Origin of the sequence: Mangrovimonas aestuarii (assembly GCF_028767185.1) — a bacterium.
Taxonomy (GTDB): Bacteria; Bacteroidota; Bacteroidia; order Flavobacteriales; family Flavobacteriaceae; genus Mangrovimonas_B; species Mangrovimonas_B aestuarii.
The window spans coordinates 1-16,663 of sequence record NZ_JARACK010000004.1 but is presented as its reverse complement, the minus strand read 5'-3'; the positions used below and the strand labels follow the sequence as shown (position 1 = coordinate 16,663).

Here is a 16,663-nt window from a genome sequence, read left to right as displayed (position 1 = left end):
TTCTTTTTATATCTCTTTAATATGCCTATGATACCGCTTTCAACTTTTTCAAAGTCGTTTTGGTGAGCTTATCCTCGGCGTAAGCCTTGGTTACCTTTAAAGAATCTTCATCGGTACCCGGTAATTCAAACATAGCATCGGTTAGGATTTCCTCGCACAACGATCGTAATCCACGAGCACCAAGTTTGTATTCAATTGCCTTTTCAACAATAAAGTCCAGAGCTCCTTCAGTAATACTGAAATCGATATCATCCATCTCAAACAATTTCTTATACTGCTTGATAATTGCATTTTTAGGCTCTGTCAAAATGGCTCTAAGGGTTTTGGCATCTAACGGATTCATGTGCGTTAATACCGGTAGACGACCAATAATTTCAGGAATCAAACCAAAATCCTTTAAGTCTTTAGGAATAATGTACTGCAACAGATTATCCTGATCAATTACATCTTCTGCTTTTGAAGCGCTATATCCAACAGCCTGCATATTCAAACGTTTGGAAATAATCTTATCGATACCATCGAAGGCTCCTCCTGCTATGAATAAGATATTTTCAGTATTTACCTCAATAAACTTTTGATCTGGATGCTTACGACCTCCTTTTGGTGGAACATTTACAACTGTCCCTTCCAAAAGTTTTAATAACGCCTGTTGAACTCCTTCACCTGATACATCTCTGGTAATGGATGGGTTATCACTTTTACGAGCAATCTTATCAATCTCATCAATGAAAACGATTCCTTTCTCTGCCTTTTCCAAGTTGTAATCGGCAGCTTGAAGTAAACGAGTAAGAATACTTTCTACATCCTCACCAACATAACCAGCTTCTGTCAAGACAGTAGCATCTACTATAGCTAACGGAACGTTAAGCATTCTTGCAATGGTTTTGGCCACTAATGTTTTACCAGTACCTGTTTGCCCAACCATGATAATGTTACTCTTTTGAATCTCTATATCATCATTAGAAACTGGTTGTAATAAACGCTTATAGTGGTTATAAACCGCTACCGACATCACTTTCTTGGTAGTCTCCTGCCCTATGATATACTCATCTAAAAATGACTTTATCTGCTGAGGCTTTCGCAACATTAACTCTGCAGAAAGTTCACTGTTCTCAGATTGTCTTGATTCTTCCAAAACAATACCGTGGGCTTGCTCTATACATCTGTCGCAGATATGGGCATCAAGACCTGCAATAAGTAAGTTGGTCTCAGGTTTTTTCCTTCCACAAAATGAACATTCTAATTCTTCCTTTGCCATAACTCTTTTTCTCCTTCTATTTTTTAATGATTTGATTAGCTGCGTTGCAACACCTCGTCAATCATTCCATATTCTTTAGCTTTATCAGCCTTCATCCAGTAATCACGGTCACTGTCGTCGTAAACTTTGTCGTATTCCTGACCAGAGTGCTTACTGATAATCTTATACAATTCTTCTTTTAATGTCAAGATTTCACGAGCTGTAATTTCTATATCACTAGCTTGTCCTTGAGCACCTCCAAGCGGTTGGTGGATCATTACCCTTGAATGAGGTAAAGCACTACGTTTCCCCTTGGTACCTGCGCATAACAGCACGGCCCCCATAGAGGCTGCCATACCTGTACAAATGGTTGCTACATCTGGCTTAATGAACTGCATGGTATCGTAGATTCCCAATCCTGCATAAACTCCCCCTCCTGGTGAATTGATGTAAATTTGGATATCTTTTGAAGCATCGGTACTTTCCAAGAACAATAACTGAGCCTGAACAATATTAGCTACTTGGTCATTGATTCCGGTACCAAGAAAAATAATGCGATCCATCATTAAACGTGAAAACACGTCCATAGCAACAGCATTCATTTGACGTTCTTCAATAATATTTGGAGTTAACCCTACTGGATACATATGGCTCATTATCTTTCCATAATAAGTACTACTGATCCCTTGGTCTTTTATAGCGAATTTCTCAAATTCCTTAGCGTAATTCATAAGCGTCTTTAATACAATTGATTGATAATAAATAGGCGTTGAACAAGAGTATTCAACGCCTAAATATAATGATTTATTCTTTAAAAGAATCTGCTTATTTGTCGCCGTATACTTCTTTTACAAACGCTTCGTAAGTTACCTCTTTAATCTCGATGTTTGCCTTTTCTTTATACACTTCCAATAGTCTTTGGCTGATGATTTGCTCAGAAATACGACGTGCTTCGTCTTGGTTTGACAATACACGAGCAGCAATACCTTCAAGCTCTTCATCTGATGGATTCATCTGACCAAACTGAGCCATTTGCATTTTGATCATATCTTTAGCGTGACCTTTAATATCCTCTAAAGTTACTTGAATATCGTTATTGGTGATCAACTTACCTTCAATCAGTTGGTAACGCAAGCTTTTTTCAGACTTTTCATATTCTTCTTTTGCTTCTGCTTCATCCAATTCTTTTTCTCCAGCAGTTTGGATCCACTTTTGAAGGAATTCAGCAGGAAGATCGAACTTAGTATTAGCAACCAAATACTCAGTTACATCGTTCAATAACTTTTGGTCAGCTTGTTGTACAAATTGCTTTTCAGCATCTTCCTTGATTTTATCTCTCAATTCTGTAGCCGACTTAACAACATCCTTACCAAATACTTTATCGAATAATTCTTGATCTAAATCTGCTAATTCACGCTTGTTGATTTCAATCACTTCGAAAGTCACCTCAATATCCAAATCGTGAGCCTCGTCATGAGACACTTTAAGAGCGTTCATCAATTCGTGAGCATCACTATAAAGACCTTTAGTGTTTAAAGTAATTACATCACCAATCTTAGCTCCAACAAACTGCTTACGAGTAGCATCGTCAGCAAACTTATCTAAAGTTAAGGTAACAGTATTTTCAATTTCCTTTTCTTCGTTCTTGTAAGTACCAGTTACTTCGCTATCTTCTGCAATTGTATCTTGAGAAACCAATTTACCAAACTGCTTTTGGATACGCTCAACTTGCTCGTCGATCATTTTGTCATCAGCAACAATATTGTACTGAGTGATAGTCTCCTTACCTTTCAATTCAACGTCAAACTCAGGAGCTAAACCAAGTTCAAACTCAAATGATAAAGTCTCAGCATCCCAATCCAAGTTATCTTGTGGCTTTGGAAGCGGCTGACCCAACACATCTAGCTTCTCCTCAGTTAAATATTTATTCAATGCGTCTTGCAATAGTTTGTTAACCTCGTCAACCAATACAGCTTTCCCGTATTGTTTTTTTACCATCTGCATAGGTACATGCCCCTTACGGAAACCTGGTATGTTAGCCGTTTTACGGTAATCAGATAAGATTTTCTCAACTTTACCGCTGTAATCTTCCTTAGCGATATCCACCTTTACTACAGCATTTAATGCATCGATGTTTTCTCTTGTAATATTCATACTTGAATGTTATAAAGGCCCTAACGGGCATTTAATGATAAATAGTTGTTAACTGTTTAATCGTTTTTTAATGTCAAACTCTAAATAGACCATCCTAAAAACGAGGTGCAAAAGTATAACAATTTTTTTGGCCAGCAAAGTTTTTAACGCATTGTGCTTATGATAGTTAAATTAATTAACAAGATGATTTTTACTACGACATAAACACACAGGAAATCACATACAAAAAACACCTAATCAGTTAATTGCATTCAACCTTAAAAAGAAATTTAATATTTGAGCGAAGGTATATTGCCCAAGAATAAGTTTTTAATAATAAAATCAGAAAAGTTGCCAGATTGCGAAGGATACTAAAAACAACCTATCTACACCATTTTTTTGCTAAAAGCCTACAAAAACAGCATCATCCGGAAGATAATACTCCCCTTTTGGCTGGTCGATAATTTCCAATTTGAGTTGACCTTTTTTGGGGTAATGTGTCAATTCTAGAGTTCCTTTCTTTTGGGAATAATTGCTTTTGAAGGTGCCTTCAAACCTATTGGGACTAATCATTTTGATTTCTACGTTAAAATCATCCATCCTTTTATTGCAATCAATTTTCTCCCCTTCAAAAAACACACTGCAGTACCTCCCTTGATAACTATTTCCATCTATAGCTTTTATCGATAAAACAGAAGTATGCTCTCCTTTTTGGTTTTCCCACTGCCATGTTCCTTCAATATTTTCTTTTTCAGTATTCGATAGAGGTAAAGAAAACCCCATTAAAGCCAAAGGCAAGATCACAATGGCTATTTGAGCAATTTTTAGGTTAGTTGTCATGAGATGGTTGTTTGGTGATGAGATTAATAAAAGTTAGTTTTGTTTTTCGTCTTCCAGTAAAGAGTAAAGTATCGACTGTAATACGGAAAGAAGAACACTAAACAGCAACGCCCACCAAAAACTAGCCACTCCAAAACCATCAACCAGTTTATCTGCCAAAAGAATAATCACGGCGTTAATAACAAACAAAAACAAACCGAGAGTAAGTATGGTTGCGGGTAGCGTAAACAACACCAAAAGTGGCTTAACAATAACATTTAATAAAGCCAAAACAACAGCAACAATAATAGCTGTTGAATACGCTTCTACTTGAACACCTGGAAGAATCCTTGCCAAGACCACAACAGCCAATGCAGTTAGCAATAATTTGATTATAAGCTTCATACTCTAGTTGGTTTTTAGAACTCGTTGCTTTAAATGTACGAAATTATCCATAGACTTGGATTATGAGATTTCCAAAAATCGGTAAATGGCAACTTTAAAAATTCTAAAAAAAAACAGAATTTTTAAAGTTAGAAGTACAGTAATAGTACCCCTATCAGAATTAAACCTCACGATATATTATTTGGAGTTAATTATAAAAAGAAAAAATATCTATAGAGATTATAAAAACGCAATTACTGCGTTATAAAAATCAGTAGGGTTTTCGGCATGCAACCAATGCCCTGCATTAGCTATGGTTTCAATTTTAGCATTTGGGAAATGGGCATGTATCAAACTTTCATCGTCTGGCATAATATATTCCGAACGATCACCACGCAAAAACAAGGTGTCACCATCAAACCTTGCATGCATAGGTAAAGCCTCTCCAACTTCAGAAACATTACTACTCAGAGAGTCCAAATTCATTCGCAATGCAAGCTGTCCTTTTTCCTTCCAATACAGGTTTTTCAATAAAAACTGGCGAGTACCAAAATCAGACACATATTGTTGCATAACCTTATCGGCCTGGCCTCTGGATTTTACTTCATCGAAATCCAAAGCACTCAATCCGGCCAAAATAGTATCGTGGTGAACAGGGTAATATCTCGGGGAAATATCAGCAACAATCAATTTTGAAACCAACTCAGGATATTGTGTCGCAAATAACATCGCTGTTTTACCACCCATAGAATGCCCTAAAAGCACAATACCCTCCAACTTATTAACTTCACAATATTCTCTTAAATCATCAACCAAAAGTTCATAATCAAAATCATCACTATGAAAACTTCTTCCATGATTTCTCTGGTCTACTAGGTGAACTTGATAACCTTGATCACTAAATTTCCCTCCTAAGGTTTTCCAATTATCACTCATTCCCAAAAATCCGTGTAGGATTACAAAAGGCTTTCCGTCTCCAAGAATATTTGAATGTAATGTCACTTCCTTTGCTTTGATTATTTCAATTTATTAAGATACATCTGAATTACATTTTCAGCTCCCAGATAAAGACTCTCTGAAATAAGAGCATGACCAATTGAGACTTCCAAAAGCCCCGGAATATTCTCTTTAAAGAACTGGATGTTATCCAATGACAAATCGTGCCCTGCATTTACACCTAGCCCTAAACTATTGGCCAGTTCGGCACAGTCTGAATAAGGTTTTATAGCCGAAGTATTCCCTAACCCATATTCGTGTGCAAAAGCCTCGGTGTATAGTTCAATTCTATCAGTCCCTGTAAGTTTTGCTCCTTCAATCTGAGCCAAAACAGGATCAACAAAAATAGAAGTACGGATTCCAGCATTTTTAAACTCCTGAATCACTTCCGCCAAAAACTTTTGATGTTTAATAGTATCCCATCCCGCATTTGAAGTAATGGCATCATCTGCATCTGGCACAAGGGTTACTTGAGTGGGTTTAACCTCTAAAACCATGTCGATGAATTTAGAAATAGGGTTACCTTCTATGTTATACTCAGTATACACTTCAGGCTTCAGGTCGTAAGCATCTTGATAGCGAATATGACGTTCGTCTGGTCTTGGGTGTATGGTTATGCCCTCTGCTCCAAAGCTTTGGGCATCTTTTGCAAATCGCACCACATTAGGAACATCTCCTCCTCTTGAATTCCTCAAGGTTGCTATCTTATTGATGTTTACGCTTAACTTTGTCATAATGCTGCTTTTAAACCACAAAAATACAAAGTACAACAGGCTTATTGTACTATTTTTTAATTAATTTGCGTACTTGGAAATTTACAACGTATGAACCTTCAGGACTACATAGTCAACGATATTGAACCTGTTAAAATGAGCAGTAAAATAAGTGATTTACAACTTCTGTTCAATCAGCTTACATATTCACACTTCCCTATTATCAATGAGGAAGGGGTTTATTTGGGATCTATTTCCGAAGCCGATGTTTACTGCTTTGATAGTAATAAATTTATTTCTGAATACGCTTATACCTTAAGTGGCTTTTACGTTCGTGACACATCTAACTGGTTGGATGTTCTTGAAATCTTTGCCCAAAACCACACCAATGTCATGCCGGTTCTAGACATTAAAAACAATTATTTGGGGTATTATGAACTCAACGACATAATAGGTTTATTCAATAAAACCCCCTTTTTCTCCGAACCAGGAGGTATTCTTGTTGTTGAGAAAGGAGTGAACGATTATTCTTTTAGCGAAATAAGCCAAATTATAGAATCGAACAACGGTCGCTTGTTGGGCACTTTCATTTCTAGCATGAATCAAGACACAGTCCAAGTAACCATTAAAATTGGGCAATCTGGGCTAAACGATATTATCCAAACATTCAGGCGCTATAGCTATAACATCATTTCAGGACACGAAGAAGACACCTATTTGGAAAATCTTAAGAAACGTTCGGACTACCTGAACAAATATTTAGACATCTAATTGTGAACATGAAGGTAGCCATATACGGTCAGTTTTACCATAAAAACTCTGGTGCTTCCATCGAGTCGTTACTCAAGTACCTCCTTAAAAAAAAGATCGACGTTTATATTGAACGAACGTTTTCGAAGCTTATACATGCTGAACTAAACTCAAATGCCGCATTTTGCGAATTCGGTGTGTTTGATAGTTTAGATGCCTCCTTCAGCCTTCTTATCAGCATTGGTGGAGATGGCACCATACTAAGAGCCATAACACATGTAAAAGACCTGGAAATTCCAATAGTTGGAATAAATACTGGACGTTTGGGTTTTTTGGCCACCATACAGCATGAAGAAATAGATACCGCATTGGATGCTATTCTTGCTGGGCAATACCGTTTATCAAAACGCAGCTTGCTTGCCATAGAAACTAACCCGCCAACAGAAACATTTGATGAATTAAATTTCGCACTTAATGAAATAGCAGTTAGCCGAAAGGATACGACTGCTATGATCACAGTGGACACCAAACTTAACGGCGAACACCTTACCTCCTACTGGAGTGACGGCTTAATTATTTCTACCCCGACAGGATCTACAGGATATTCCCTAAGTTGTGGCGGCCCGGTAATTACACCCGATACAAACAGTTTTGTGATTACTCCTATTGCCCCACACAACCTTAACGCTCGACCATTAGTAATAACAGATTCAACTAAAATTGAACTAAAGGTAAATGGTCGGGAAGATCATTTTTTGGTATCCTTGGATTCAAGAATCGCAACCCTGCACAACGACACGATACTTACAATAAAAAAAGCCTCTTTTAGTATAAATATGATCGAATTGACTAATGAACGCTTTTTGGACACTTTGAGAAAAAAACTGCTTTGGGGGGAAGACAAACGCAATTAAAACAATATTTTAAGATAAAAACTGTTTTAGGACTAACTAATACAATTTAATTCAAATTGTTACAGGCTCATCTTATTTATTATATTTGCAAACTTTTGAACATTTATGAGGTCTTTAACCATTTTACTAATCAGCATACTAAGCTTCCAGTTTTCTTACTCCCAAATCTATGAATTAGGTGGATTTATAGGAGGAAGCAATTTTATTGGAGATGTTGGTGCTACAAATTTTATAGCACCAAAACAGTTGGCTATAGGAGGTATGTACAGATGGAATAGAAGCCCCCGCCATGCCTACCGAATAACGCTCACTTTCACAGATTTGCAGGGAAAAGACAGTGATTCTGACGACCCTAGGCGAAAGCAACGTAATTACGAATTTAGTAATAACATCGTGGAAATCGGTGGCGGTATAGAATACACCTTTTGGGAATTTGATCTACACCGCGATAAAAGCATGGCTACACCTTACCTTTTTACCGGACTTACAGCAGCTCATTTTGACAACTACTATTTTAACAATAATGGTATTCGAATTTCTGAGGATACTTCTAGTTGGGCATTTGGTATTCCTATGGCCATAGGTGTGAAAACTACATTTTTAGATCATTTCATTCTAGGCTTTGAAATAGCAGCCCGCTATACCTTTACCGATGAACTTGATGGCAGCGTTGCCGATTCTAAAGACAGAGAACAGTTTAACTTTGGGAATACCAACAATAATGATTGGTACGTCTTTACAGGCGTAACACTAACATACACATTTGGTAGAAACCCGTGTTATTGCATTTACAAATAGTGAGTTTAAAAGAAAACATTGACATAAACCGACTACCAGAACACATCGCCATAATAATGGACGGTAATGGTAGGTGGGCAAAAAAACAAGGCCTGCTTCGAGCAGCCGGGCATGAGAGAGGTACTAAATCAGTACGGGAAACAGTGGAGAGTTGCGCTGAGCTAGGTGTAAAGAACCTTACACTTTACGCTTTTTCTACTGAAAACTGGAACCGCCCTAAGCTAGAGGTGCAAACCCTCATGAAATTATTGGTTTCTTCCCTAAAAAAAGAAATCAAGACCCTTCTTGATAACAACATTAAGCTTAACGCCATTGGGAATTTAGATTTATTGCCAAATAAGGTTCACAAAGAGCTTCTAGAGGTCATCGAAAAAACAGAGGATAATAATAGAATGACGCTCACTCTAGCTTTGAGTTATGGCTCAAGAGAAGAGTTAACAACTGCTATAAAGGCAATTAGCATTAAAGTTAAAAATAATATAATTTCCCCAGAAAAAATTGACGAATCGGTTATAAATAAGCATCTTTATACGCAAAATTTGCCAGACGTAGATTTATTGATACGTACCAGTGGAGAAAAACGTATCAGCAACTTTTTGTTATGGCAAATAGCTTATGCCGAATTGTATTTCACTGAAATACTTTGGCCCGATTTTACAAGAGAACATTTGTACGAAGCAATTATAAACTATCAAACCAGAGAAAGACGATTTGGGAAAACTAGTGATCAACTTAGCTAATTTAACACCATTGAGAACATACATTAACCGCCTTTTTACCACCCTACTACTTACTGTTATCGGCATTGGGGCAAACGCTCAAGATATAACATACAATCAAGGACGATCATATACAATCGATACCATTACCGTGGCTGGTAATAGTCACTTTAGTGCACAAACCATAATCACCTATTCCGGGTTGAGAAAGGGTCAGGAAGTTCAACTCCCAGGTGAAGCCGTTAGTAATGCCATAAAAAAACTGTGGAACTCTAACTTATTTAGTGATATAGATATTTATGTAACTGATATCAAGGGAACTCACGCCGATTTAGAAATTAAGCTTTTTGATCTCCCAGAGCTAAAGGACCTAAAGATAAATGGTGTAAAAAAAGGTAAAATAGACAAGTTAATTGAAGAGAACAAGCTTCAAAGTGGAGTAAAAGTTACCGAAAATCTTGTTACAACTACTAAAAACTATTTAACTAGAAAGTATCAAAAAGAAGGTTTTTTAAATACTAAAGTCCATATAAATACCATACAAGTAGAAGACTCTGTTCAAAAATCACGGGTTAATATGGTTATCAATATTGACAAGGGTGAAAAAGTTAAGGTAGATAACATTGTCTTTAATGGCAACGAAGCCCTTTCTGACGGAAAACTTCGTGCTAGTATGAAAAATACTAAGCAAAAAAACTTTTTAAGGGTTTATAAGCGTTCCAAATACGTAGAAGGAGATTACAAAGAAGACCTTGTAAGTCTTATCGATAAATATAAAGAGAACGGTTATCGTGATGCACGTATTTTATCGGACACTTTAGTGGTTAACGATAACAAAACTGTAAGTCTTAAGATTGACTTAGAAGAAGGTGAACAATACAAATTCGGTAAAATAAATTTTATCGGAAATACGGTATACTCTGATGAAGTTTTAAAAAGTATCCTTTTAATTAATGAAGGAGACACCTATAATGGTGTACTATTAGATAAGAGAATTGCAGATAATACTAAACCAGACGCAAACGATTTAACCAATCTTTACCAAAACAGTGGTTATTTGTTTTCATCAATTAATGCTGTTGAAGTTAATGCAGAAGGTAATGTTATTGACCTTGAAATAAGGATATCTGAAGGGAAGCCTGCCTATTTTAATAGTATTACTGTAACAGGCAACGAAAAAACCAACGACAGGGTTATTTATAGAGAAATGTTTACCCGACCAGGAAACCTTTACAGCAAAGCTGATGTAATGAGAACCATTCGTGAATTAAGTCAATTAGGCTTTTTCGATGCTGCACAATTAGAGCCACAGTTTAAAAATGTTAATCCAAACGAAGGTACTGTGGATATAGAGTATTCTGTTGTAGAGACCGGCTCCAGTCAAATTGAACTTCAGGGAGGTTACGGTGGCGGTGGGTTCATTGGTACCTTAGGCCTATCTTTTAGCAACTTTTCTATTAAAAACCTATTCAATAAGGAAGCTTATACTCCAATACCAATGGGAGATGGCCAAAGATTGGCTTTAAGGCTTCAAGCTAGCCGTTTCTACCAAACCTATAGCTTTTCGTTTACTGAACCTTGGCTTGGAGGTAAAAAACCAGTTCAATTTTCTACATCTCTATCTCACACAAAACAGTTCTTATACAATTACGAAACTAGAGATGCCGATAAAAGTAAACGCTTTAATATTACAGGTATAACATTAGGTCTAGCAAAACGCCTTTCTAAACCTGATAACTATTTTACTTTATCTCAAGCGATAAGTTATCAGCATTACAATCTTCAAAATTATAATACAAGTCTGTTTACTTTTGGTGATGGGTATTCTAATAACTTATCCTATACCATTGGATTAAGTAGAAATAACACTTACAACGATCCAATTTTCCCAATGGGGGGGTCTAGTTTTAGTGTTAGTGCTAAGTTGACTTTACCCTATTCACTATTTAATAACGTAGATTACGCAGCTTTACAAGAAGAAAGAGCAGATCAAGAAGATATTTTGGCTAATAATCCAACCGTTCCTCAACGAAATGAAGCTAACGAACGTATTTCTGAAATTGACCAACAACGTTTTAATTGGTTGGAGTTTTACAAAATAAAATTCGATGTCGCTTGGTATAACCGTATTGTAGACAAATTGGTATTGCGTCCACAACTTCAATTCGGGTTTTTAGGAGCTTATAATCAAGATCGGGGAGTAATACCTTTCGAGCGATTCTTTCTTGGAGGAGATGGACTTACAGGTTATAATGTAGATGGTAGAGAAACCATTATGCTAAGAGGATATCCAAATCAATCCATTCAACCGGTTGACGACAATAATATTGTTACTACTGACGGGGGAACTATATACAACAGATATTCCCTTGAATTACGATACCCTATTACCCTAAAACCAGCGGCTAAAATCTATGCTTTAGGTTTCCTAGAAGCAGGAAATGCTTTTAATAGTTTTAGAGATTACGATCCATTTAACCTAAAAAGGTCTGCAGGACTTGGGGTTAGAATCTTTATGCCTGCCTTTGGATTGCTTGGAATAGACTTTGGTTATGGTTTCGATCCTCTTCCAGGTCAAAGGACTGGTGCTAACGGTTGGGAAACACACTTCATTATTGGTCAACAATTCTAATTTGGCACGGTATTTTCAATGATTTGGTTTGGGATATAAAATTTATAACACTTATATTCGTTACTTTTGGAGACAAACAGAAATAATGTTTCAAGTGTTTCTGATTGGTGACTAAATAGCCCAACACATTTAATTATGAAACAGATGAGTTTTAGAGTTCTTTTTTTACTAAGTACGTTACTTATGCTCAGCTTGAATTTACAGGCACAGCGTAGTGTTCGTATTGGTTATATAGATACCGAATATATTTTGGAGAACATTTCCGAATACAAGCAAGCATCTGCTCAGTTAGATACCAAAGCACAACAATGGAAAGCAGAAATAGAGTCACGTTTAAGTGAAATCAAAAAAAAACGTGAAGCTCTTAATAACGAAAAAGCTCTATTAACCAAAGAGCTAATAGAAGAACGGGAAGAAGATATTGAATTCGAGGAAAATGAAATCCAGGAATACCAGCAGAAAAGGTTTGGCCCTAATGGTGATTTAATGCTTCAAAAAAAGCAATTAATGCAACCCATTCAAGATCAAATTTTCACAGCTGTACAAGATATTGCCTCTACAAAACAATACGATTTTATATTCGACAAATCTGCAGATGTTGTAATGCTTTACTCTGCTGAACGCTTCGATCTTAGTGAACAAGTATTGCGAAGTATTACTAGATCTTCCAAACGCCAACAAGCACAAAATCGCCAAGAAAGAAAAGCCGCCGAGGAAGAAGACGTTGTTCCAGTAGAAGAAAATACAGAATTAGAAGAACGTCAAAAGGCCTTGGAAGAGAAAAAAGCTGCTCGTGCTAAAGCTGCCGAGGAAAGAAGACAACAAATTCTCGAAGCCAGAGAAGCTAAAAAAAGAGAAGCTGAAGAAAGAAGACAGCAGATTTTAGAAGAAAGAGAAAAAGCACGCCAGGAAAGATTGGATCAACGCGAAACGCAAGAGAATTCAAGTAATACAGACGACAGTTCCGGAAACAATACTAACCCAGACGATCCTCAACAAAACGAAGAACAAACACCGCAAGACGATAACAACAATTAATAACCTATAAATACTTAATAACAATTAACACGATGAAACAATTAAAGACCTTATTTATTGCTGCAGTATTATGTATAGGAGCAATTAGTTTTACACAAGCACAAAGTAAAGTTGCCCATATTAATACCACTGATTTAATTTCTGCAATGCCAGATATGAAAGCTGCTCAAGGCCAATTGGAGCAACTTGGTAAGACATACGAAGCAGATATTCAAGCCATGGTAACTGAGCTTCAAAACCAAATGAAGCAGTATGAAGCAGAAGCAGCAACCAAAACAGATGAGGAAAATGCTAGACGTGCACAAGAAGTACAAACAAAGGAGGCTAATATTCGTCAATTCCAAGCTCAAGCACAACGCGATATGCAACAAAAAGAACTTGATTTATTAAAACCTATTACAGAAAAAGCAAAAACTGCCATTTTAAAAGTAGCTCGTGCTCAAGGTTTTGATTATGTTCTTGATTCTACACAAGGTGGTGGCGTTATAATGGCTGACGGTAAAAACCTTCTAGATGATGTTAAAAAAGAATTAGGTATTTAAATCTTAACTACCCCGACAATATTTTTAAAAGCTGTTCTTATATTGGAACAGCTTTTTATTTTTGTATAAAATGAACAGAAACCCAATTGGCATATTCGACTCAGGTATAGGAGGCACTTCCATCTACAAGGAAATTAAAGCCTTATTGCCTCATGAAAACACCATATATCTTGCCGATAGTGCCAATGCTCCTTATGGTCCAAAAGGTAAAGAAGCCATTATCGAATTGAGTATTAAGAACACAGAATTACTATTGCAAAAAAAGTGTAAACTTATTGTGGTTGCTTGCAATACAGCAACTACAAATGCAATAAAAGTTCTCCGGGGCAAGTACAATATTCCGTTTGTTGGAATAGAACCAGCTATAAAACCTGCAGCATTAAAAACCGAAACCAAAGCTATAGGGATATTAGCAACAAAGGGCACGCTCTCGAGCGAGTTATTTCATCAAACATCAGATCTTTACGCAAACGGTATTAAAGTCATTGAACAAGAAGGCGAAGGCATCGTACCTCTAATTGAATCAGGCAAAACTCTTTCCTCCGAAATGCGCTCTCTATTGAAGACGTACTTGAAACCAATGATTGCTGCCAAAATAGATTATCTGGTGCTAGGATGTACCCATTACCCCTATCTATTGCCTTTATTATTGGAATTATTGCCTAAACAAGTAAAAATAATTGACTCGGGCGAAGCAGTAGCCAAACAGACAAAATATCTCTTAGAAAAAAACCAGTTACTAAACCCTTCCTTGGAAAAAGCAACACATCAGTTTTACACAAATGGAAATAAATCTGTTTTAAGAGGACTTCTCGAATCCGATGACAAAGTAGACTGTTTGCTTTTTTAAAGCCCAAATAACATTTTCTATTGACCTACTGGATTTCGCTATCTGTATCTTCAACTTTGAACCAGGAAGAATACTTAACGTAGTTTTTAGCAATTCGATTAATTTCTCCAGATATGAGTTCTTTACTAATATCTTTAACCTTTTTTGCTGGCACTCCAGCATAAATACTACCAGACTCAACAGTAGTGTTCTGTGTTACGACAGCACCAGCAGCAATTATACTATTGCTTTCAATAACACAATCATCCATGACAATACTGCCCATGCCTATCAATACATTATCGTGAATAGTGCAGCCATGTACTATGGCGTTGTGACCAATTGATACATTATTGCCAATAGTAGTAGGCGCTTTTTGGTAAGTAGCATGAATTACGGCGCCATCTTGTACATTTACTCTCTCCCCCATCTTAATATAATGAACATCTCCACGTATTACGGCATTAAACCACACACTACATTGGGTTCCCATTTCAACATCTCCTACTATTGTCGCATTCTCAGCAACATAACAGTCTTCAGGTATAATTGGAGTCTTACCATTAACGGTTTTAATCAACATAACGTTCTAGAATATGAGTTAAACAAAAACGTCCCGATAAATCGGGACGTTCAAATATTTTAGTTAACTGCTGGACAATTACAACTATATCTTGAACTCCTACAATTAAAGTTATATCCTAATGTAATTTGATGGAATCCACCATCGTTAAAAACAATTGAATTACTTTGGTATGAATATGTATAAGCAAACATAAAGTCTTTATAATCTATACCAATTAAGGGAGAAATATATTGTAGCTTTTGGTTACTAGTGCTTCCGTCAAAATACTCAGCACCATCTAAGCTTCTTCTATAAGATAATCCTCCCCATATATTACCGAAGTCCATCTCTTTATACGCCTTAAAATTCAAGTCGAATGAAGATTCTTCTGTGGCATCTTTATATTGGAACATTGCAGAAGGTTCAAAGCTCCATCCATTTTTACCTGGAAAGACATTACCCATAGCAAACAAGAAACGTCTTAAATTACTTGTAACTTGAATATCATTATTTATACCATCGTTATCAAGCATGTTTTTAACAGCTCCGTGAACATAAAAATTGTACAGTTGGTAAGACATACCAAAGTCTAAATTTAGGTTTGTGTTGCTTTGTTCAATATAACCAAGAATAGGGTCAAATTCTTCAAAAGCTGTTTCATCCAATTTATATTGAATAAATCCAACACTCAAACCAAACGATAACATATTTAAATCCACTTCACTTCTTGAAAACAAAATATGGTGTGCATATGTTAAATACCCTCCCGTTTGAGAATGATATCCATTTTTGTCTGCAAAAAACTGAGCCCCTATCCCAGACTGCGACTCTCCAATTCGACCATTTCCACTTATTGTTAGCAATTTTGGAGCATCCTCATCCCCAAACCACTGTTGTCTTCCTGTAGCTCTAATTTTAGCACAGTTGGCAGCACCAGCCATAGATGGGAACAATAAGTAGTAATTATCGGTTAAGTAGTCTGTATACACAGGAAGTCCCTCCTGTGCCTGACTAAACAATGCCACTAGCATGGTCATAGCGGCCAAGCAGATTTTTTTCATTCTCATATGCAATTTTTATCTTTTTAGGGTAAAGTGCGACCTAAAGGTCTTTCTTTCTCCCGTTGTCGGTTCGTTGTACTCTACGGTAAACCAATAGTCGCTGGTAGGCATGGCAACCCCGTTGAAGGTTCCGTCCCAACCGTCGCCATTCGGGCTTAGCTGCTTCAGCAGTTTTCCGTAGCGGTCAAATATATAAATTTTTGCGTCAAGTTGTCCCTCCATGGCAGAAATTGTCCAGGTGTCGTTGTAGCCGTCGCCGTTCGGGGTAAAGAACTTCATGTAGTCCATCACCGCTACCGTCACACTGGCCTCTCCACAGCCGTTCTTGTCGCGCACCGTTACCGTGTGCTCTCCGGCCGATACGTTGTGGAACACGTTGCTGTCCTGGTACGGCCCATAGTCAAGACTGTACTCGAACTCCTGAAGGTCGCCAGTGCCCATGGCCGTCACCTCGATTGTGTTGTCATCGGCAAAGGCACCACTGGTCACCTGGGCGCTCACAACCGGTGGGCTGCTCACCACAACCACCGTAG

18 protein-coding genes are annotated in these 16,663 nt (G+C 37.1%); 8 read left to right on the top strand and 10 right to left on the bottom strand.

Annotated features, from left to right (window positions below; genetic code table 11):
• Positions 1 to 25 precede the first annotated feature (25 nt).
• The 7 genes from clpX to PWU04_RS06210 all read right to left on the bottom strand — a co-directional run bounded on the left by clpX (position 26) and on the right by PWU04_RS06210 (position 6,303).
• Positions 26 to 1,258 carry an ATP-dependent Clp protease ATP-binding subunit ClpX gene (gene clpX, locus PWU04_RS06240; RefSeq protein ID WP_274475049.1) on the bottom strand — a complete coding sequence of 411 codons (1,233 nt, stop codon included), beginning with the start codon at positions 1,256 to 1,258 and terminating at the stop codon, positions 26 to 28.
• A 35-nt stretch (positions 1,259 to 1,293) separates the two neighbouring features.
• Positions 1,294 to 1,968, bottom strand: coding sequence for an ATP-dependent Clp endopeptidase proteolytic subunit ClpP (gene clpP, locus PWU04_RS06235; RefSeq protein WP_274475048.1), 675 nt, complete (start codon positions 1,966 to 1,968; stop codon positions 1,294 to 1,296).
• Positions 1,969 to 2,062: 94 nt separating this feature from the next.
• Positions 2,063 to 3,391 carry a trigger factor gene (tig, locus tag PWU04_RS06230; RefSeq protein ID WP_274475046.1) on the bottom strand — a complete coding sequence of 443 codons (1,329 nt, stop codon included), beginning with the start codon at positions 3,389 to 3,391 and terminating at the stop codon, positions 2,063 to 2,065.
• Between the two features lie 381 nt (positions 3,392 to 3,772).
• Positions 3,773 to 4,210, bottom strand: coding sequence for a hypothetical protein (locus PWU04_RS06225; RefSeq protein WP_274475045.1), 438 nt, complete (start codon positions 4,208 to 4,210; stop codon positions 3,773 to 3,775).
• 33 nt (positions 4,211 to 4,243) lie between these two features.
• Complete coding sequence (locus PWU04_RS06220) at positions 4,244 to 4,594, bottom strand: phage holin family protein (RefSeq protein ID WP_274475044.1); 351 nt, start codon at positions 4,592 to 4,594, stop codon at positions 4,244 to 4,246.
• Between the two features lie 219 nt (positions 4,595 to 4,813).
• Positions 4,814 to 5,575 (bottom strand): alpha/beta fold hydrolase, encoded by a 762-nt coding sequence (locus PWU04_RS06215; RefSeq protein WP_274475043.1) that lies wholly within the window; start codon positions 5,573 to 5,575, stop codon positions 4,814 to 4,816.
• 14 nt (positions 5,576 to 5,589) lie between these two features.
• Positions 5,590 to 6,303 (bottom strand): pyridoxine 5'-phosphate synthase, encoded by a 714-nt coding sequence (locus PWU04_RS06210; protein ID WP_274475040.1) that lies wholly within the window; start codon positions 6,301 to 6,303, stop codon positions 5,590 to 5,592.
• Between the two features lie 90 nt (positions 6,304 to 6,393).
• On the opposite strand from PWU04_RS06210, the gene PWU04_RS06205 reads away from it, so the two are divergent.
• The 8 genes from PWU04_RS06205 (at position 6,394) to murI (ending at position 14,525) form a co-directional block, all read left to right on the top strand.
• Complete coding sequence (locus PWU04_RS06205) at positions 6,394 to 7,053, top strand: CBS domain-containing protein (protein WP_274475038.1); 660 nt, start codon at positions 6,394 to 6,396, stop codon at positions 7,051 to 7,053.
• 8 nt (positions 7,054 to 7,061) lie between these two features.
• Positions 7,062 to 7,946 carry an NAD kinase gene (locus PWU04_RS06200; protein ID WP_274475037.1) on the top strand — a complete coding sequence of 295 codons (885 nt, stop codon included), beginning with the start codon at positions 7,062 to 7,064 and terminating at the stop codon, positions 7,944 to 7,946.
• Positions 7,947 to 8,051: 105 nt separating this feature from the next.
• Positions 8,052 to 8,744 carry a type IX secretion system protein PorG gene (gene porG, locus PWU04_RS06195; RefSeq protein ID WP_274475036.1) on the top strand — a complete coding sequence of 231 codons (693 nt, stop codon included), beginning with the start codon at positions 8,052 to 8,054 and terminating at the stop codon, positions 8,742 to 8,744.
• Positions 8,745 to 8,800: 56 nt separating this feature from the next.
• Positions 8,801 to 9,484, top strand: a complete 684-nt coding sequence (locus tag PWU04_RS06190; RefSeq protein ID WP_406600944.1) for an isoprenyl transferase — start codon at positions 8,801 to 8,803, stop codon at positions 9,482 to 9,484.
• Positions 9,456 to 12,095, top strand: coding sequence for a BamA/OMP85 family outer membrane protein (locus PWU04_RS06185; protein WP_274475035.1), 2,640 nt, complete (start codon positions 9,456 to 9,458; stop codon positions 12,093 to 12,095). The genes PWU04_RS06190 and PWU04_RS06185 overlap by 29 nt, the downstream gene beginning before the upstream one ends.
• A 135-nt stretch (positions 12,096 to 12,230) precedes the next feature.
• Positions 12,231 to 13,133 (top strand): OmpH family outer membrane protein, encoded by a 903-nt coding sequence (locus tag PWU04_RS06180; protein ID WP_274475034.1) that lies wholly within the window; start codon positions 12,231 to 12,233, stop codon positions 13,131 to 13,133.
• Positions 13,134 to 13,165: 32 nt separating this feature from the next.
• Complete coding sequence (locus tag PWU04_RS06175) at positions 13,166 to 13,675, top strand: OmpH family outer membrane protein (RefSeq protein ID WP_274475033.1); 510 nt, start codon at positions 13,166 to 13,168, stop codon at positions 13,673 to 13,675.
• 70 nt (positions 13,676 to 13,745) lie between these two features.
• The gene (gene murI / locus PWU04_RS06170; RefSeq protein ID WP_274475032.1) at positions 13,746 to 14,525 is read left to right on the top strand and encodes a glutamate racemase; all 780 of its coding nucleotides are present in this window, start codon (positions 13,746 to 13,748) and stop codon (positions 14,523 to 14,525) included.
• A gap of 25 nt (positions 14,526 to 14,550) precedes the next feature.
• On the opposite strand, the gene PWU04_RS06165 is transcribed toward murI, so the two are convergent.
• The 3 genes from PWU04_RS06165 to PWU04_RS06155 all read right to left on the bottom strand — a co-directional run.
• Positions 14,551 to 15,087, bottom strand: coding sequence for a gamma carbonic anhydrase family protein (locus tag PWU04_RS06165; protein WP_274475031.1), 537 nt, complete (start codon positions 15,085 to 15,087; stop codon positions 14,551 to 14,553).
• Between the two features lie 59 nt (positions 15,088 to 15,146).
• Entirely contained in the window at positions 15,147 to 16,136 is a 990-nt protein-coding gene (locus tag PWU04_RS06160; protein ID WP_274475030.1) for a PorP/SprF family type IX secretion system membrane protein, read from the bottom strand.
• Between the two features lie 9 nt (positions 16,137 to 16,145).
• On the bottom strand, positions 16,146 to 16,663 hold a 518-nt coding region (locus PWU04_RS06155), incomplete at its 5' end, for a T9SS type B sorting domain-containing protein (protein WP_274475029.1).